The sequence below is a fragment of the Agromyces bracchium genome, from assembly GCF_009709675.1.
In the GTDB taxonomy this organism is placed as follows: domain Bacteria; phylum Actinomycetota; class Actinomycetes; order Actinomycetales; family Microbacteriaceae; genus Agromyces; species Agromyces bracchium.
This window is the reverse complement of sequence record NZ_WMLB01000017.1, coordinates 1-17,110: the sequence shown is the minus strand read 5'-3', so window position 1 is coordinate 17,110 and position 17,110 is coordinate 1. Positions and strand designations below refer to the sequence as shown.

Annotated in this window: 15 protein-coding genes; 5 read left to right on the top strand and 10 right to left on the bottom strand. The window is 72.8% G+C overall.

Going from position 1 to position 17,110, the window contains the following annotated elements:
- Positions 1-90 precede the first annotated feature (90 nt).
- A complete protein-coding gene (locus tag GJ743_RS05470) occupies positions 91-1,563 on the top strand; it encodes a hypothetical protein (RefSeq protein ID WP_230386541.1) in 1,473 nt (490 codons plus the stop codon).
- 324 nt (positions 1,564-1,887) lie between these two features.
- Here GJ743_RS05470 and GJ743_RS05465 read toward each other — a convergent pair whose 3' ends face one another.
- The 3 genes from GJ743_RS05465 to GJ743_RS05455 form a co-directional block, all read right to left on the bottom strand.
- Entirely contained in the window at positions 1,888-3,291 is a 1,404-nt protein-coding gene (locus tag GJ743_RS05465; RefSeq protein WP_155050921.1) for an MFS transporter, read from the bottom strand.
- A 113-nt stretch (positions 3,292-3,404) separates the two neighbouring features.
- A complete protein-coding gene (locus GJ743_RS05460; RefSeq protein ID WP_155050920.1) occupies positions 3,405-5,216 on the bottom strand; it encodes a sulfatase-like hydrolase/transferase in 1,812 nt (603 codons plus the stop codon).
- A complete protein-coding gene (locus GJ743_RS05455; RefSeq protein WP_155050919.1) occupies positions 5,213-5,851 on the bottom strand; it encodes a PadR family transcriptional regulator in 639 nt (212 codons plus the stop codon). The genes GJ743_RS05460 and GJ743_RS05455 overlap by 4 nt, the downstream gene beginning before the upstream one ends.
- Before the next feature lie 152 nt (positions 5,852-6,003).
- Between GJ743_RS05455 and GJ743_RS05450 the strand changes: the two genes are divergently transcribed.
- Positions 6,004-8,358 carry a glycoside hydrolase family 3 C-terminal domain-containing protein gene (locus tag GJ743_RS05450; protein WP_155050918.1) on the top strand — a complete coding sequence of 785 codons (2,355 nt, stop codon included), beginning with the start codon at positions 6,004-6,006 and terminating at the stop codon, positions 8,356-8,358.
- Positions 8,359-8,403: 45 nt separating this feature from the next.
- On the opposite strand, the gene GJ743_RS05445 is transcribed toward GJ743_RS05450, so the two are convergent.
- From GJ743_RS05445 to GJ743_RS05430, 4 genes are read right to left on the bottom strand one after another with little or no spacing between them, the layout of a single operon-like run.
- Entirely contained in the window at positions 8,404-9,189 is a 786-nt protein-coding gene (locus GJ743_RS05445) for an SDR family NAD(P)-dependent oxidoreductase (protein WP_155050917.1), read from the bottom strand.
- 34 nt (positions 9,190-9,223) lie between these two features.
- The gene (locus GJ743_RS05440; protein WP_155050916.1) at positions 9,224-10,267 is read right to left on the bottom strand and encodes a lactonase family protein; all 1,044 of its coding nucleotides are present in this window, start codon (positions 10,265-10,267) and stop codon (positions 9,224-9,226) included.
- A complete protein-coding gene (locus tag GJ743_RS05435; protein WP_155050915.1) occupies positions 10,264-11,550 on the bottom strand; it encodes an alpha-hydroxy acid oxidase in 1,287 nt (428 codons plus the stop codon). Before GJ743_RS05435 ends, GJ743_RS05440 begins: the two co-directional genes overlap by 4 nt.
- 16 nt (positions 11,551-11,566) lie before the next feature.
- A complete protein-coding gene (locus GJ743_RS05430; protein ID WP_155050914.1) occupies positions 11,567-12,352 on the bottom strand; it encodes a FadR/GntR family transcriptional regulator in 786 nt (261 codons plus the stop codon).
- A 153-nt stretch (positions 12,353-12,505) separates the two neighbouring features.
- Between GJ743_RS05430 and GJ743_RS05425 the strand changes: the two genes are divergently transcribed.
- Positions 12,506-12,982 (top strand): DUF1707 SHOCT-like domain-containing protein, encoded by a 477-nt coding sequence (locus GJ743_RS05425; RefSeq protein WP_155050913.1) that lies wholly within the window; start codon positions 12,506-12,508, stop codon positions 12,980-12,982.
- A 27-nt stretch (positions 12,983-13,009) separates the two neighbouring features.
- On the opposite strand, the gene GJ743_RS05420 is transcribed toward GJ743_RS05425, so the two are convergent.
- Complete coding sequence (locus GJ743_RS05420; protein ID WP_155050912.1) at positions 13,010-14,089, bottom strand: NYN domain-containing protein; 1,080 nt, start codon at positions 14,087-14,089, stop codon at positions 13,010-13,012.
- A gap of 68 nt (positions 14,090-14,157) precedes the next feature.
- On the opposite strand from GJ743_RS05420, the gene GJ743_RS05415 reads away from it, so the two are divergent.
- Positions 14,158-14,334 (top strand): hypothetical protein, encoded by a 177-nt coding sequence (locus GJ743_RS05415; RefSeq protein ID WP_155050911.1) that lies wholly within the window; start codon positions 14,158-14,160, stop codon positions 14,332-14,334.
- Between the two features lie 66 nt (positions 14,335-14,400).
- Here the strand turns inward: GJ743_RS05415 and GJ743_RS05410 are convergent, their stop codons facing one another.
- Positions 14,401-15,372, bottom strand: a complete 972-nt coding sequence (locus tag GJ743_RS05410) for a serine hydrolase domain-containing protein (protein ID WP_155050910.1) — start codon at positions 15,370-15,372, stop codon at positions 14,401-14,403.
- A 64-nt stretch (positions 15,373-15,436) separates the two neighbouring features.
- Positions 15,437-16,390 carry a 2-hydroxyacid dehydrogenase gene (locus tag GJ743_RS05405; RefSeq protein WP_155050909.1) on the bottom strand — a complete coding sequence of 318 codons (954 nt, stop codon included), beginning with the start codon at positions 16,388-16,390 and terminating at the stop codon, positions 15,437-15,439.
- Positions 16,391-16,467: 77 nt separating this feature from the next.
- Between GJ743_RS05405 and GJ743_RS05400 the strand changes: the two genes are divergently transcribed.
- Positions 16,468-17,040: a hypothetical protein gene (locus tag GJ743_RS05400; RefSeq protein WP_155050908.1), complete on the top strand. Its 573-nt coding sequence runs from the start codon at positions 16,468-16,470 to the stop codon at positions 17,038-17,040.
- Positions 17,041-17,110: the final 70 nt, after the last annotated feature.

The following is a 17,110-nucleotide window of genomic DNA, read 5'->3' as shown; positions in this document are numbered from 1 at the left end:
CGCGCGTGCGCTGGCTCGTCCGCCGGGGTTCCGACTTCCGTAAGAAGTCCACCCCTGCCCGGCCGTGCACCTCGTCCGTAGTCTCGGAGGGTGCAGGTCGAACCCGAGGGTCCCGGCGGCGCCGACGGTGCGCCCGCGGCATCCGCTGCCCCGACCGACCGGGTTGCATCGCCGGCTCCGCCCGCGTCGCGTCGTCGCACCCTGGTGGCCGTCGCGCCGTGGGTCGGCCTCGGGGTGGCGCTCGCGCTCATCGCGCTCGCGATGATCGTCCCGCCGCTGCTCGGCCAGAGCGTGCACATCAGGTCGTTCCCGCCGCTGCACGCCGAGTGGATGCCGCGGCTCGGGCCGGGCACGCTGCCCGCCGTGCTGCTCGCGGTCGCCGCATCCGTCTGGGGTGTTCCGCTCGCGCGCCGGCTCCGCTGGGGTGCGCTGCTCGGCGTGGTCTACGCGGCCGCCGTGGCCTGGATGGTCGCACTCGCGACCGTCGACGGCTGGGACGGGATCGGGCAGGTTCTGGAGCACAAGTACGAGTACCTCGGCACCGCGCGCGAGGTCACCGACTTCGGCGCGACCCTCCGCGACTACATCGCGCACATCCCGCTCGACTCGGAGGACAACTGGCCGGTGCACATCGCCGGCCACCCGCCGGGAGCGCTGCTGTTCTTCGTGGTGCTCGTCCGCCTCGGGCTCGGCGGCGGGCTCGCGGCCGGGTTCGTGGTGCTCCTCGTCGGCGCGACCGCGGCGCTCGCGGTGCTCGCCCTGCTCCGCCGGTTCGGGGCGGAGGATGGCGCGCGCCGGGCGGCGCCGTTCCTGGCGATGGGTCCCGCGGCGATCTGGTTCGCGGTGTCGGCCGACGGCATGTTCGCCGCGGTCGCCGCGTGGGGACTGTGCGCGCTCGGGTTCGCGGCGACGGCCCGTCGCCGCGCGGAGGGGAGCGGTGCCGGCCCGGCGGGCGTTCGCGGCACGGGCGCCATGGTGGCGTGGAGCGTGCTCGCCGGGCTGCTCCTCGGGACCTGCGTGATGATGTCGTACGGCCTGCCGATCCTCGGGATCCTGGCCCTCGCCGTGCTCGCGCTCGGCCGCGACTGGCGACCGCTGCCCATCGCGGCGGTCGCAGCGCTCGCCGTCGTGCTCGCCTTCGCGGCGTTCGGCTTCGCCTGGTGGGAGGCGTTCCCCGTACTCGTCGAGCGCTACTGGGACGGCGTCGCGAGCCGCCGCCAGTTCACCTACTGGGTGTGGGGCAACCTCGCCGCCCTCGCGATCAGCGCCGGCCCCCTCGTCGGCGCAGCGGTCGCGACCGCCGGCGCACGCGCCGTCGACTGGCGCGCCGAGGCGCGCCCGGAGCGCATCGTGATCGTGCTCGCACTCGCCGCAGCCGCCACGATCGTCGCCGCCGACCTCTCGCAGATGAGCAAGGCCGAGGTCGAGCGCATCTGGCTGCCGTTCGTCCCGTGGCTGCTCGTCGGCACCGCGCTCCTCACCGAGCGCTGGCGCCGCGCCGGCTTCGCCGGCCAGCTCGGCTTCGCGCTCGTCGTGCAGCACCTGCTCGTCACGAGCTGGTGACGAACGAGCGCGCTGCCGCCGCGAAGCCCCGACACAGGATGCCGCGGAACTGCAACCCGAATCCGCCGCCGGACCGTCCACGGGCGTTGACCCGCTCCGCACCCGCGTTCGCCCCGGGCAGTCCTCCCCGTTCACCACCCTGACCGCCACCGCGGGTGACCCTCTCTCGACAGAGCAGGGAGAAAAGGAGACCGGGGAGAACCTTCTCCCCGGTCTGCGGAGCGATGGCATCGGCCGCAGCGGGTGGCCGGCCGGGTGCGAGACGGCGGGGGCGGATGCCACGGCCGTCGGCACGTGGCATCCGCCCCTGTCAGCGGTGCCGGGTCAGGCCGACTCGGCGGCCTCCTTCGCGAGGATGTGCTCGCGCCGGCGGTCGAGCTCGGCCTCGAGGGCGAGGCGGTCGCGCTTGAACGGGCGGTAGAGGAACGAGAGGAACAGGCCGTTGACGATCATGATCACGACGACGAGCCAGAACATGACCGCCTGCATGCCGATCGCGTCGGCCAGGAACCCGGCTGCGAGCGTGTAGATCGCGAACGCCACCGACTCGATGATCGACACGAAGATCGCGAACGCCGCGCCGCGGAGCTCGGGCGGCACGACCGCCATGACGAGCGGGCGGTTCACGCCCGGGTTCAGGCCCACCGTGAGCCCGACGAGGCCGAAGAGCACGAGGAACGGGACGATGCCGCCGTACGCGACCTGCGTCGCGAAGAACGCGACGATGGCGAACAGGAACTGCGCCGCCTGGAGCAGGCCGACCCGACCGTAGTTCGGGCTCAGCCGGTTCAGCACGTCGGCGACGTAGCCGCCGATGATCGTGCCGAGCAGGTACCCGATGCCGAACGGCGCCATGACCGTCGCGGCCACCGCGGTGTCGAAGCCGTAGACCTGCACGAGCATCACGACACCGAAGGCGGCGAGCAGCAGGTGGCTCGAGAGCAGTCGGCTGCCGAGCAGGATCAGGTAGCTCGGGATCTTCACGAGCGAGACGACCTTGGCCCACGTGATCTTCGACTCGGCGTCGCGCTCGGCCTGCGTGAAGCCGCGCAGCTGCGTCTCGCCGTTGCCCGTGCCGGGGTCCTTGAAGAACAGCACGATGAGCAGGCCGAAGAGCACGTTGATCGCGCCGAAGGCGAAGAGGCCGTAACGCCAGCCGTCCTCGATGTTCGCGAGCTGCCCGATGAGCGGAGCGAGCACGGCCGATCCCGCGGCGACGCCGCCGTAGAGCCACCCGACCACGCGGCCGCGCTTCCGGTCCTCGAACGAGTCGCCGATCACCTCGGGCACGATCGCGTGCGCCGCCGCGGGGCCGGCCGCCATGATCGTGTAGAAGAGCAGCAGCTGCGTGAAGTCCTGCGCGAAGCCCGCGGCGATGCCCCAGAGGCCCCAGAACCCGGTGGCGATCGCGAGGATCCACTTCCGGGAGAACCGGCGGGCGAGGTACACCCAGACCGGCCCGGCCACCGCGCCGACGATGCGGCCGGCCGCGGCGAGGATGCCGAGCGCGCTCGTCGCGAGGCCGAGGGCGGCCTGGATCACGGGGAACAGCGTCGTCGAGATGCTGCCCTCGCCGCCGTCGACGAGCATCGAGCCGCCGAGCACGACCAGGTTGGTCTTGCGGCGCTTCGGTGCGGCCGACCCGTCGGGCGACGGTGCGGTCGGGCCGGCCGGCGCCGGGGCGGCCACCGGGACCGCGCTCGGCGCGGTGCGGACGCCATTGGACATGGTTCACTCCTTCGTGAGGGTACTGCGGTGGGATGGGTCGGGCCGGGGCCCGGCGGACGAGCGGACCGGCGGGCAAGCGGTGAGGGGGAACGACGCGGTCGGGTCGGGTCGGGTCAGGTCCGGTCGAGGGCGACGGATGCCGCGGCATCCGCCTCAGTCAGCTCCGTCGCCAGGGCGGCGAGGAGCGGGCGGGGCAGGAGGCCGACCATCATCGACGCGACCTGCAGCAGCGTGAGCCGGCCGGCGATCGCGACGATGGGACCGCCCGCGAGCATCGGGGCATGCCGGGCGAGGACGGCGCGGCTCGCGTCATCCGCCAGCAACTCGGCGATCGGTCGCTCGAGCGCCGCGCCGGCCTCGCCGAAGTCGGCGGCCGACGCGGCGGGCAGGAGCGAGAGCTGGAGCATCTGCCACTGCGCGCCGACCAGCAGGTGCTCGTCGCCGAGCGGCCCGGTCTCGGGCAGGCCGAGGCGCACGAACTGCTCCGCGGGTGCGTCGGAGGCGACCAACAGGTCGCGGAGCGCGGTCGCGAGCTCGAGCTCGAGCGCGTCGTCACGCAGCGGGTGCAGCTGCTCGGGATCGGCCTCGAGGTCGAACAGCTGCGTGCCGAACGCATACGGCGAGACGAACGCCTGCGCCGGGGTCTTCAGCACCTTCAGCCCCTTCGTGAAGCCGAACCCGTCGACGAGCTCGGCGTGCGCGAGTTCACCCGCGTGGAAGAAGCCGTTCATGTGGGTCGGCATCAGCGTGTGCTCGTGGAGCGGCTGGTTCATGGGCGTCGCCGAGGCGCGCATGTAGACGTACCGGCCGTCGGTCACGCACGCGTGGCCGCCGAAGACGCCGAACAGCCCGTACTCGCGGATCGGCTGGTCGTCGACGACGACCGGCGCGAGGGAGGAGCCCTGCATGTCGTCGGTGGGCGCGACGCCGAAGAAGTCGAGCAGCGTCGGGCCGAAGTCGATCGTCTGCACGAGCGAGGCGCGGCGCTCGCCCGCGACGCCGGACCGCGGGTCCCAGACGAACAGCGGGTTGTGGATGGTCTCGTCGTACCAGGGCTGCACGTTCTTGCCCCACCAGCCGTGCTCGCCGAGCATGAAGCCGTGGTCGGTGTTGACGATGAGCATCGTGTCGGCCCACAGGTCGTGCTGGTCCATGACGTCGAGCAGACGGCCGAGCGACCGGTCGCACATCGTCAGCAGCGCGGCGTACTCCGCGCGGGCGTGCTCGACGGCCTCGGGCACCTCGGTCACCTTGGCGTAGTCGGGCCAGTCGAAGTGCGGGCCGTCGTAGCCGGTCTCGTAGTGGCGCTTGTAGTCGGCGTAGCTGAAGAACGGCTCGTGCGGGTCGAAGGTCTCGATCTGGACGAACCAGCCGTCCTGGTCGGCGTTGGTCTCGAGGAACTCGATGCCGGCGTCGAACGTGCGGGTCTGCGGGTGGTCCTTCTCCTCCTGCAGGTGGCCGCGGTTGACCCAGTCCTGGCGCCAGAGCTTCGTCTTCAGTTCCTTCGACATGCCGAGCGACTCGGGGATCTCGGGGTCGGCGACCTGGCCCTTCCACGGGTCGCCCTCCTGGCCGCGGAAGAACTCGTAGGTGGAGTACCTGGAGTGATAGGTCGCGCCGCCGTCCTCCCAGTAGTGCTGGTGGTCGGTTGCGAGGTGCGTGTGGATGCCGGCGGCCGTGAGCATCGCGGGCACCGAGTCGTCGAACGGCTCGAGCGGGCCCCACGACCGGTGCAGGAAGTTGTAGCGGGCCGTGTGCATCTCGCGACGCGCCGGCATGCAGGGCATCGACCCGCCGTAGCAGTGGTCGAACGTCACGCTGCGAGCCGCGAGGCGCTCGAAGTTCGGCGCGTGCACCCAGTCGCTGCCGTACGGCGGCAGCATCCGCCGGTTCAGGCTGTCGAACATGACCATGATGGCCCTCATGCGCGGGCCTCCTCGGCGGTGGTGGCGGTGGCGGCGGATGTCTCGGGGCCGGACGCCTCGGCGTCGGCGGAACTCGCGATCTCGGCGACGAGCGAGGCGCGCATCTCCTCGAGCCACTCGATCCAGCGATCGACCGACTCCTTGCCGAACTCGTGCATGGCGAGCCCGATGCGCTCGACCCGGTCGACGTCGATCTCGGGGATCGGGTCGAGGTCGGACATGGTGAGGGAGCGGGTCCGGCTGCGGAGGACCTGTGCGCGCCGGTACTCGAGTTCGGTGTCGATGACCACGACCGCGGCCGCGGGGTCGAGCTGCGCGGTGAAGACGAATCGTGCGTTGAAGTCGGCGTCCTGGAAGCGGCTCGTCGGCTTGTACGGCGAGTGCACCCATTCCATGAGCGCTTCGCGCCCGACCTCGGTGATCCGGTAGACCTTCGCGTCGGGTCGGCCCTCACGCGAGTCGACGTGGAACTCGACGAGGCCGTTCGCGACCATGCGGCCGAGCTCGCGGTAGATCTGGCTGTGGTGCGTGTTCGACCGCAGGAACTGCCCCTCGGTGTCGAGCCACTTCATCAGCTCGTAGCCGTGCAGCGGCTTCAGGGCCAGCAGGCCCAGCAGGACGTTCTCGAACTTCATCGTTGCTCCCTATGTGCATCGTCACACATGTCACTAGTGTTATAACCGTCTGGGAAAACCGTGTCAAGCTCGGATTTCAGGATCATGAGGTCTTGAGACTCAAAACCGAGTGCTATACAGTTTTCGGAACTCAGCGACGAGAAAGGCGCACCATGACCGACACCCTCCAGAACGGCCGAGCAGCGGCCGTCGACTCCGCGGCGTTCGTCGCGACGCCCGCGGCGGAGGTCGTCGCCGCGCTCACCACCGAGCAGAAGGCCGGCCTCACGAGCGGCGAGAGTTTCTGGACCACCAAGCAGGTCGGCCCCGTGCCGTCGATCATGCTCACCGACGGCCCGCACGGCGTGCGCAAGCAGGACGACAGCGCCGACCACCTCGGCATGGCCGCCTCCGTCCCCGCCACCTGCTTCCCGCCCGCGGTCGCCCTCGGCTCGTCGTTCGACCCCGAGTTGCTCGAGCGCGTCGGCGTCGCCCTCGGCGAGGAGTCGCGCGCCGAAGGCGTCGGCGTGCTCCTCGGCCCGGGCATCAACATCAAGCGTTCGCCGCTGTGCGGCCGCAACTTCGAGTACCTCTCCGAGGACCCGCTCGTCTCGGGCGTGCTCGGCTCCGCGCTCGTGCGCGGCGTGCAGTCGCAGGGCGTCGGCGCGTCGCTCAAGCACTACGCGGCGAACAACCAGGAGGACGACCGCATGCGCGTGTCGGCCGACATCGACCCGCGCCCGCTCCGCGAGATCTACCTCCGCGGCTTCCAGCGCGTCGTCGAGGACGAGCAGCCGTGGACCGTCATGTGCTCGTACAACCGCGTGAACGGCGTGCCCGCCTCGCAGAACCGGTTCCTCCTCACCGAGGTGCTCCGCGACGAGTGGGGCTTCGACGGGCTCGTCGTCTCCGACTGGGGCGCCGTCACCGACCGGGTCGCCGCGCTCGCCGCCGGCCTCGACCTCGAGATGCCCGCCAACGACGGCCGGTCCGACGCGCAGGTCGTCGCGGCGGTCGAGTCGGGCGAGCTCGACGAGTCGGTGCTCGACGCCGGCGCCCGCCGCGCCGTGGAGCTCGTGCAGAAGGCCGTGGCCGGCGCCGACGCCGACGCCACGTACGACGTCGACGCGCACCACGCGCTCGCGCGCGAAGCCGCGGCGAACAGCATCGTGCTGCTGCGCAACGAGGGCTCGCTGCTGCCGCTCGCGCCCGAGGCATCCGTCGCCGTCATCGGCGAGTTCGCGCGCACGCCGCGCTTCCAGGGCGGCGGCAGCTCGCACGTGAACGCCACGCGCGTCGACGCCGCGCTCGAGTCGATCCGCGAGGTCGCCGGCGCGGATGCCGTGACCTTCGCGCCCGGCTTCACCATCGACGGCTCGGATGCCGCGGGGCTCGCCGACGAGGCCGTGGCCGCAGCCTCCTCCGCCGACGTGGCCGTGCTCTTCCTCGGCCTGCCCGCGAGCCTCGAGTCCGAGGGCTTCGACCGGCGCGACATCGAGCTGCCCGCCGCGCAGCTCGAGCTCGTCGACCGCGTGCTCGCCGCGAACCCGAACACGGTCGTCGTGCTCTCGCACGGCGGCGTCGTGCGCCTCGCGCCGTTCGCCGACCGGGTCCCCGCGATCCTCGAGACGTGGCTCCTCGGCCAGGCCGGCGGCTCGGCCGTCGCCGACGTGCTCTACGGCGCGGTGAACCCGTCGGGCCGCCTCACCGAGACCGTGCCGGTGCGCCTGCAGGACACCCCCGCGTGGGGCAACTTCCCCGGCGAGCACGGGCACGTGCGCTACGGCGAGGGCCTCCTCGTCGGGTACCGCTGGTACGACGCGCGCGAGCTCGAGGTGACCTACCCGTTCGGCCACGGCCTCTCGTACACGACCTTCGAGTACGGCGACGCCGTCGTGAGCTCCGACGACGACGGCCTCCTCGTGCGCGTGCCCGTGACGAACACGGGCGGCCGCGACGGCGCCGAGGTCGTGCAGGTCTACACGTCGCTGCCGGGCTCGACGGTGGCGCGCGCTCCGCGCGAGCTCAAGGGCTTCGCCAAGGTGACGCTGGCGGCGGGCGAGCGTCGCGACGTCGAGGTCCGCGTCCGCCGCACCGACCTCGCCTACTGGGACACGCGGGTCGACCTCTGGATCGTCGAGGGCGGCGAGTACACGGTCGAGGTCGGGGCGTCGAGCCGCGACATCCGCTCGGTCGCGACCGTCGACGTCGAGGCCGACCCGGTGCGGATCCCGCTCACGATCGAGTCGACGATCAGCGAGGTCATGGCCCACCCCGTCGCCGGTCCGATCGTCGGGCAGGCGCTCGCGGCCATGGCGGCCGACCTGCTCGGCGGGGGCGAGCCGGCGGGTGAGGCTGCGGGCGACGCCCCGGCCGAGACCGCCGGCGGGCTCGGCCTCGACGCCGAGGGCATGATGCAGATGATGGGCGCGATGCCCATCGGCCGTGCCGCGATGTTCCCCGGGTCGGCCTTCGACCTCGAGCAGATCGAGCAGCTCATCGCCGTGGCGAACGCGCCGCTGGCCTGATGACGCGAGCGCGTGGGGCCCGGCGATCGTGCCGGGCCCCGCGCGTCAGCGGCGCTCCTCGGCGACCGCGTTGCCGCCGTCGACCGCGATCAGCTGGCCGGTGACGTACGACGCGCCCGGGCTCGCGAGCCAGGCGATCGCCGAGGCGACCTCGTCGGGGCGCCCGCTCCGGCCGACCGGCACGAGCAGCCCCTCCTCGGCCTCGCTCGGAAGCTGGCTCGCGGTCGCGATCCAGCCGGGCGCGACGGCGTTCGCGGTGATCCCCGACAGGGCCTCGTCGACCGCCAGCGCTCGGACGTACCCGAGCATGCCGGCCTTCGCGGTCGCGTAGCCGACGTCGCCGCGCGAGGCCATGAGCGGTCCCGAGACGCTCGACACGCAGATCACCCGCCCCCATCCGGTCTCGCGCATGCCGGGGAGCATCGCGCGGGTCAGCAGGAAGGCCGTCGTGAGGTTCATCGCGAGGCCCGCGTTCCAGTCGGCGAGCGACATCGTCCCGTCGCCGCGCAGCATCTCCGGGTCGCCCGTCGCGATCATGCCCGCGTTGTTCACGACGATGGTGGGGCGGATGCCTCCTGCCGCGAGCTCGGCCGCGAGGTCGTCGACGTGCTCCTCGAGGTCCAGCCGCGCGATGAGGCCCGTCGCGGTGATGCCGGCGCGACGCAGCTCTTCGGCGCGCTCGTGCACGCGCTCGCTCGTCGCCGTCAGCACGACCCCGGCGCCGAGTTCTCCCAGCGCCCGGGCCGTGGCGAAGCCGATGCCTTCGCGGCTGCCGGCGCCGCTCACGATCGCGACGCGTCCGTCGAGGTTCCATGGGACGGGAAGGTCCATGGCGTCATCCTAGGCAGGGCCGCCGCCTCGCGGATCAGGAGAGCGGCACCACGCACGCGGGGGCGCGGAGCGCGAGCACCTTTCGGGCGGCCCCCGTCACGAGGTCGAGCTCGACGAGCGCGTCGCCCTCCTGCGCCGCGACCACGACCGTGCGGTCGTCGAGGTGCGCGTGGTGACGCGGCCACTCCGCCCCGATCGGCAGTTCGGAAGCCAGGCGCGGGCGCGCGGCATCCGTCGCCTCGAAGACCGAGACCGTGTCGCGGCCTCGCACGAGCGCGGTGAGCAGCCGGCCCGATGGGGCGCGGTCGAGGTGCGAGGGCTGCACGACCACGTCTCCGCCCGGGTCGGCGACCACGGGCTCGCTGCCGCTCGGCGCGAAGCTCGCGGCGTCGAGCACGAACGTGTGCAGGCGCCCGTCGAGTTCGCCGACGACGTGCAGCAGCCCGCCGCCGACGAGCATGTGCCGCGGACCCGTGCCGGGCGGCAGCTCGAGCGTGCGGACGATCCGCAGCGCGGGGGTGGCGGCATCCGTCGCCCGCTCGACCACGAGCTCGTGGATCTCGTCGCCGCCGAGATCGCTCACGAGGTGCGTGCCCCACGGCGTCGCGGCGACCTGGTGCGCATGCGGCGCATCCTGCCGGTCGAAGACCGGACCGGTCCGGTGCGGGAGTGCGAGCGTGACTGGTCGACCGAGGTCGCCCGAGGCCGCGAACGGCACAGCCGTGACCGAGCCGCCCGTGTAGTTCGCGACGAGGAGCACGCCGTGCTCGGCCGCGACGACGACGTGGCACGGGTCGGCCTCGCCGTGCACGACCGAGGCGACCGGGACGAGCGCGGGCGCGTCATCGGCGGCGCCGCCGCCCTCCTCGAGCCGGAAGCTCACGACCGACCCCGCGGCATCCTCGCCGACCGCGAACCAGACGTCGCCCGCGACGGCGAGGAACGACGGGTTCGACGCGACCGCCGACGCCGTCACGCGCCATCCGCCCTCGGCATCGCGCTCGACGAGGTGCACCGCAGGCCCGGCGCCGTCGGGCGTGTAGCACCCGACGGCGAACCGGCGCGCGGCGGCGATCACAGCGTGACCGGAGCCGTCTCGGCGACGCGCTCGGCGGCGGCCGCGACCGGGCGGGTGACGGGCACGAGGCGCGAGAGCTGCGTGACGTGCTTCGGCTCGAGCTCGTCGAGCGTGGCGACCTCGAGCAGCTTCATGGTGCGCTCGACCTCGCCCTTCAGGATCGAGATCGTCTTGTCGACGCCGCGCCGGCCGCCGGCCATGAGGCCGTAGAGGTAGGCGCGCCCGATGAGCGTGAACTTCGCGCCGAGCGCGACGGATGCCACGATGTCGGCGCCGTTCATGATGCCCGTGTCGATGTGCACCTCGAGGTCCGATCCCACCTCGCGCACCACGTGCGGCAGCAGGTGGAAGGGGATCGGCGCGCGGTCGAGCTGGCGCCCGCCGTGGTTCGAGAGCACGATGCCGTCGACGCCGCGGTCGGCGAGGAGCTTCGCGTCCTCGACGGTCTGCACGCCCTTCACGACGATCTTGCCCGGCCACATCGAGCGGATGACGTCGAGGTTGTCGAACGAGATCGTCGGGTCCATGGCCGAGTCGAGCAGTTCGCCGACGGTGCCGCCCGTCGTCGAGAGCGACGCGAACTCGAGCGGCGGCGTCGTGAGGAAGTTGATCCACCAGGCCGGGCGCGGGATGGCGTTGATGATCGTGCCGGGCGTGAGCTGCGGCGGGATCGAGAAGCCGTTGCGCTTGTCGCGCAGGCGCGCGCCCGCGACCGGGGTGTCGACCGTGAAGAAGATCGTGTCGAAGCCGGCCGCGGCTGCGCGCTCCACGAGCCCGTACGAGACCTCGCGCTGGCGCATGACGTACAGCTGGAACCAGTTGCGGCCCGTCGGGTTCGCGGCCTTCACGTCTTCGATCGAGGTGGTGCCGAGGGTCGACAGCGTGAACGGGATGCCCGCGGCACCTGCAGCACCCGCGCCCGCGACCTCGCCCTCGGTCTGCATGAGGCGCGTGAAGCCGGTCGGCGCGATGCCGAACGGCAGGGCGCTGCGGCCGCCGAGCACCTCGACCGAGGTGTCGACCACGGGCACGCTGCGCAGGATCGACGGGTGGAACTCGACGTCCTGGAACGCCTGGCGGGCGCGGGCCAGCGACAGCTCGCCCTCGGCGGCGCCCTCGGTGTAGTCGAACGGCGCCTTCGGCGTGCGGCGCTTGGCGATCGCGCGCAGGTCGGCGATCGTCAGCGCCTTCTCGAGGCGGCGGTCGGTCGGGTTCAGGGTCGGCGTCTTGAACTTCATGAGCTCGGCGAGCTCGCGGGGGTTCGGCAACTGGCGCTGGACCATGCTGGTGCTCTCTTTCCTACGGGTGGGCGGGCGCGCTCGGCGCTCCGGCGTCGGGGGCGGTGTCGGTCTCGGGGGAGATCTCGGCGTAGTACCCCGAGATGTGGTCGTGGATCCGGGTGCGCGCGGTCGTGGCATCCGCCGCCCTGATCGCGTCGAGCACGCCACGGTGCTCGGCACGCAGTCGCGTGGAGGTCGCGGGCCAGTCGGCGATGCGCCCCTGCCCGGCGAGCGCGTAGCCCTCGATGCCGCTGCGGAGGCCCGCCATCGTCGCGGTCACGACCTGATTGCCGGATGCCTCGGCGAGGGCGAGGTGGAACGCCGCGTCGAGCGCCAGGAACTCCGCCGGGTCGAGGGCGGGGTCGTCCATGGCGTCGAGCAGCCGCTCGGCGGCGGCGAGGTCGGGGGCGGATGCCGCGGCTCGCGCGGATGCGGCGGCGAGGTCGCCCGCGACATGGGTTTCGAGGAGCAGCCGCGTCGCGACGATGTCGCCCACCGGGAATCCGCTCGCGGCGACCTGCAATCGCATGAGCGCGCTCATGCCGCCGCCGGGCGTGGCGATGATGATCGCGCCCGCGGTCGGACCCGAACCGGCGTGCGTGCGGATGAGTCCGAGCACCTCGAGCACGCGCAGCGCCTCGCGCACGCTCGAGCGGCCGACGCCGAGGTCGGCCGCGAGCTGCCGCTCGCCCGGGAGCCGGTCGCCGGGCGCGAGCTCGCCGTCGAGGAGCCTGCGCTCGACGTGCTCGAGAACGGCCTGCCAGGCGCGCGGCTCGATCGAGCGGGCGGATGCCTCGTCGCCCATGCCGTCTCCCTCGCGCGCGGTGCGCGGCCGACGGGCCGCGCCGTATGTGGTCTGACCACAGTAGCAGATGTGGTCAGACCACATGCGAGGAGTTCGAGGCACGGGGCCTTTGGTCACTGGCGCGCGGCGGAGCAGGTGGGACACGCTGGATGCATGAGCGGATACGCCGAGCCGGAACGACCGCAGGAGCGACTGAGCGACGCCGAGCGCGAGGAGGCCGTCGGCCACCTCATGACGGCGCAGGCCGAAGGGCGCCTGACGACGGCCGAGCTGGCCGATCGATCCGCCTCGGCGCGCGCCGCCGTGACGCGAGGCGACCTCGCGCCGCTGTTCGCCGACCTGCCCTCGGCCGCACCGAGACCCGCCGCCCCGACCGTTTCGGAGCCACCCCTGACCTGGGCGCCCGTCCCCGAGCCGACGGCGCCGATGGGACGACGCTCCCGAGCCCTCGGCGGTCGGGTCGGCGACACGATCATGGCGCTCTCGCCGTTCATCGCCCTGCTGCTGTTCTTCGGCTTCGGGTTCTGGGTGCCCGGCGGGTTCACCTGGTCGTGGCTGTTCTTCTTCCTGATCCCGATCACCGGCATCATCGTGTACGGCGGCGGCGCCGCGACGGAGAGGAACCGCTGAACGGGTCGCGACCACTGAACCGGCGGCTCAGCCCTTCTTCGGCCGGATTCGCACGCGGTTCTGACCCGGCGTCTCGTCGAGTTCGACGACGCCGCCGCGCGACTTGAGGAAGTCGGTGAACGAGGCGAACCCGAGCTTCCGCTCCTGGAACGAGGGGTCCATGCGGAGCATCTGGTTCTTCACCGCGCCGCTCGGCTGCCACTCCTCGTCGGACTTCGAACGCAGCAGCTCGAGCGCCTTCAGCAGGAGCCGACCCGGGTTGCGCGTGGTTCCCGCGGGCGTCTCGTCCGCGGCCTGGCCCGGCGCCATGAACTGGACGGCCGTCGACGGCGCCGACGGCTTCTCCTCGGCCGTTTCGGCCGCTCTCTCATCGGATGCCGCATCCGTCGCCTTCTTCGACGAGGCGCGGCGCCGGCGCGGCGCCGGCTCCTCGTCCTTCGGCGCCTCGGACGACTCGGCCTTCTTCGTGGACCCGGCCGACGCCCTGCCGCCGCGTGGTGCGGCCTGCGACGCGGGCGCGCTCGCCTCGTCGTCGGCCACGGCGGCATCCGTCGCCAGCAGCGCGTCGTAGTCGGCGTACTCGTCGCATGCGGCCGTCAGCGCACGGCTCGTGCCGCCCGCGACGCCGATGCCGACCACGTACCGGCCGAGGCGTTTGGCCTTCTGCGCGAGCGCGACGTAGTCGGAGTCGCCCGCGACGATCACGATGTGCGAGAGGTCGTCGATGCGGAACATGTCCTCGACCGCGTCGACGGCGAGGCGGATGTCTGCCCCGTTCTTCGTCGCCGACAGCGGGAAGAGCTGCACGAGGTCGACCGCGCGGTCGATGAGCTGCCCGCGGTAGCTGGCGTTCACGGGCGTGGACCAGTCGGCGTACGCGCGCGCGATCGCGATCGTGCCGAACGTCGCGGCGAAGTCGAGCACGGCGTCGACGTCGACCGTCGCCTCCTTCAGCCGCTCGGCCGCCTTCGTGCCGGGCGAGACCGCCTTGTTGCGCGAGGTGTCCTTGCGGTACTGGCTGTCGCCGTGCAGCTGGTCGTACCGCGAGATGACGATGTTGTCGAAGTCGAAGTAGAGCGCGACGCGGGGTTCTGCCGAAGCGGGCATGCGGACCTTCCGTCGGGGTGTCCCTCGATCGTATGCCCGGGCGCCCGGACGCCGACAGGGCGCGCGCCATGCGCGGTGCCGACCCATTCGAGCGCACCGCGCGCGAGGTCGGCCTATTCGAGCGGATCCCGAACGAGCATCCGTTGCGTGGAGGTGGTGGAAAAGGGGACGCGGGCTACTTTTCCACCGCCGGGCGCGACGAAACTGTCACCTGGTTCGGCGACGGCGGGCATGCGGAGTGCTGATCCGCACGGCGCGCGCCGCGGGCGAACCCACAGGTGGACACGACTGCGCGACCAGCCTTCGCGCGCTCAGGCCGCCGCGGCCACCGCGTTGTGCAGCTCGTCGCCGTCGACGCCGAACCGGCCGAAGCCGCCGCCGAGGTTCGTCATCAGCACGAAGCACACGCCGAGCGACGGCGTGATCCAGAACTCGGTGCCCGCCCAGCCGCCGTGGCCGAACGTGTCCGTCGTGAGGAGGCCTGGCCCGGAGTGCCGCAGGTTCCAGGCGAAGCCCCAGTCCTGGCCGCGCTCGGCGGGGTACGGCTCGAGCTTCGGCAGGCCCGCGGTGAGCGGACGCAGCATGGCGGTGGCGGTGACGGGTGCGACGATTGCGCCGTCGTTGCGCAGCAGTGCGCTGCCCAGCGCGAGCAGGTCGGCCGCCCGGCCGAGCAAGCCGGCACCCGGATGCCGCAGCGCGGCGAACCGCGCGTAGTCGAGCCCCTGTGCGGCGGCGTCGACGGGCGCGTGCGGCGAGGCGCCGGCGTCGAAGGTGAGGCCGGAGGCATCCGCTCGCTCGGCGACCTCGGCGACGGCCCGCTCCCACGGCGCGCCCGACGCGTGCTCGATCAGCGCCGCGATGCCCTCGAACGCGATGGTCGAGTAGCGCGAGACCGTGCCGGCCGCGAAGTCGCGACCCGGCGCGAGGAGCGAGGGCCGGAGCCCGTCGGGCGTGTCGAGCGGCGGCTCGATGATGCCGGACGTGTGGCTCGCGAGGTGGCGCAGGCGCACGACGTCGGCTCGGCCGGCGCCGAAGCCGGGCAGCGCGCGCTCGAGGGGCGTGTCGGGCGTGAGCCGCCCCTGCTCGACCAGGCGCAGCGCCGCGAGCCCGACGATCGGCTTCGTGATCGAGAACAGCGGGTAGTGATCGTCGACGGATGCCGCGCCGAACGCGTCGAGCGCGACGATGCCGTCGGCGCTCGCGACGCCGAGCACGGCGTTCGGCAGCGGACCCTCGGTGACGTTGCGGCGGACCCAGTCGAAGGCGTGGTCGAACTGCGGCATGGGGTGGGTCCTCTCGTGGTGCGCGGGGGGCGCGGGTCGGGGTGGCGGAGCGAGCCGGCGACGGTCAGCTTCGGAGCACGACGTTGCGCGGTTCGTCGCCCCGGAGCATCCGCTCGATCTGGTCTCGGAGGAGCCGCGCCATGCGCGGCATCATCGCCGTCGTCGCGCCGCCGACGTGCGGCGAGATCAGCACGTTCGTCAGGGCGAAGAGCGGGTGGCCCTCGGGCAGCGGCTCGGGCTGGGTGACGTCGAGCGCGAAGCGCAGGCGGCCGGATGCCGCCTCCGCGAGGATCGCGTCGGTGTCGGCGACCGCGCCGCGCGCGACGTTCACGACGAGCGCGCCGTCGGGCAGCGCCGCGAGGAAGGCGGCATCGACGAGTCCGGTCGTCGCGCCGGAGAGCGGCACGACGACGATGACGATCTCGGCGGCGGGCAGCAGCGCGGGCAGTTCGTCGACGCCGTGGATCCGTCCGCGCTCGTCGGCCCGTGCGCGGCTCGCGACGCGCGTGAGCTCCACCTCGAAGCCCGCGAGGCGGTCCTCGATCGCTCGGCCCACGCCGCCGTAGCCGACGAGCAGCACGCGCCGGTCGGCGAGGCTCGCGTGCCGCGCGGGCGCCCAGCGCCCCTCGTCGGCCGCGCGCACGAAGTCGGGGATGCCGCGCTGCGCCGCGATCGCGAGCCCGACCGCGAGCTCGGCGGTCGAGGTCTCGTGCACGGATGCCGCGTTGGCGAACACGTGCCCCGGCGGCAGCGCATCGGGAACGTCGTCGTAGCCGATCGACTGCGACTGCACGAGCCCGACGTCGAGTCGGTCGAGCACGCCGAGCCGGGCCGAGGCGCCCATGTAGGGCGGGACGACGATGCCGATGCGACGAGCGGATGCCTCCGCCGGCGGCGGCCCGGACATGTCCCACTCGACGACGTCGACGCCGGCGGGCACGCCGCCGGGCGTCTGCTCGAGCGCACGCCGCAGGGTCGCGCCGGGCACGGTGACGAGGAGGTTCGGGTGCTCGGTCATGCGTCGATCCTCCCAGACCGGATCCCGGGTCCACCGGCCCTCCCCGCTCGCGCGAGGCGGATGCTACGGTGACGCGCATGGACGAGGCGGACGCGTCGGCGGGCGGCGACCCGGCGAGCCGACGAGGTCGGCCGCATCGGCGCCGCGGGCCCGACGACATGCCGATCGAGGAGATGGCCGAGGCGCTCAAGGAGCGTGTCTACGCGACCTTCACGGGCCTCGCGATCGTGCTCGTGCAGCACGAGAACGCCGAGCACCTGACCGCCGGACGCGCGACCCTCACGCTGCTCGTGGGCATCGTCGCGATCACCGCGGCCGGGTTCGTCGCCGACGTGATCTCCCACCTCGTCGTGCACGCCGACTTCCCGCGCGGCGGCGAGCTCAGGCGGATGCTCCGCGTCGCCGGATCCGCGCTGGGGTCGGCGAGCATCCCGCTCGTCATCCTCGTCCTCGCGGTGCTCGGGGTCTTCGAGCTGAAGGGGGCGCTCTTCGCGTCGTCGATCGTCTACATCGTCACCCTCGCGCTGATTGGCTACGTCGCCGTGCGCCGCAGCCGACTCGCCTGGTGGGAGCAGGTCGTCGCCCTCGGCCTGCTCGTGCTCCTCGGCCTCGCGGTCGTGGGGCTGCAGCAGCTCGCGCACGGGCACTGACGGCCGGCCGGTGGTCGAGTAGGACGCGAAGCGCCCGTATCGAGACCCGCTCGTGCAGCGTCCGGTGGTC

Bases quoted from the DNA above. Each gene is read 5' to 3' on its own strand.
- GJ743_RS05420 (WP_155050912.1), bottom strand. From the start codon at position 14,089: ATGCCCGCTTCGGCAGAACCCCGCGTCGCGCTCTACTTCGACTTCGAC.
- GJ743_RS05410 (WP_155050910.1), bottom strand. From the start codon at position 15,372: ATGCCGCAGTTCGACCACGCCTTCGACTGGGTCCGCCGCAACGTCACC.
- GJ743_RS05450 (WP_155050918.1), top strand. From the start codon at position 6,004: ATGACCGACACCCTCCAGAACGGCCGAGCAGCGGCCGTCGACTCCGCG.
- GJ743_RS05430 (WP_155050914.1), bottom strand. From the start codon at position 12,352: ATGGGCGACGAGGCATCCGCCCGCTCGATCGAGCCGCGCGCCTGGCAG.
- GJ743_RS05400 (WP_155050908.1), top strand. From the start codon at position 16,468: ATGGACGAGGCGGACGCGTCGGCGGGCGGCGACCCGGCGAGCCGACGA.
- GJ743_RS05445 (WP_155050917.1), bottom strand. From the start codon at position 9,189: ATGGACCTTCCCGTCCCATGGAACCTCGACGGACGCGTCGCGATCGTG.
- GJ743_RS05435 (WP_155050915.1), bottom strand. From the start codon at position 11,550: ATGGTCCAGCGCCAGTTGCCGAACCCCCGCGAGCTCGCCGAGCTCATG.
- GJ743_RS05405 (WP_155050909.1), bottom strand. From the start codon at position 16,390: ATGACCGAGCACCCGAACCTCCTCGTCACCGTGCCCGGCGCGACCCTG.
- GJ743_RS05415 (WP_155050911.1), top strand. From the start codon at position 14,158: ATGCGCGGTGCCGACCCATTCGAGCGCACCGCGCGCGAGGTCGGCCTA.
- GJ743_RS05455 (WP_155050919.1), bottom strand. From the start codon at position 5,851: ATGAAGTTCGAGAACGTCCTGCTGGGCCTGCTGGCCCTGAAGCCGCTG.
- GJ743_RS05465 (WP_155050921.1), bottom strand. From the start codon at position 3,291: ATGTCCAATGGCGTCCGCACCGCGCCGAGCGCGGTCCCGGTGGCCGCC.
- GJ743_RS05425 (WP_155050913.1), top strand. From the start codon at position 12,506: ATGAGCGGATACGCCGAGCCGGAACGACCGCAGGAGCGACTGAGCGAC.
- GJ743_RS05460 (WP_155050920.1), bottom strand. From the start codon at position 5,216: ATGAGGGCCATCATGGTCATGTTCGACAGCCTGAACCGGCGGATGCTG.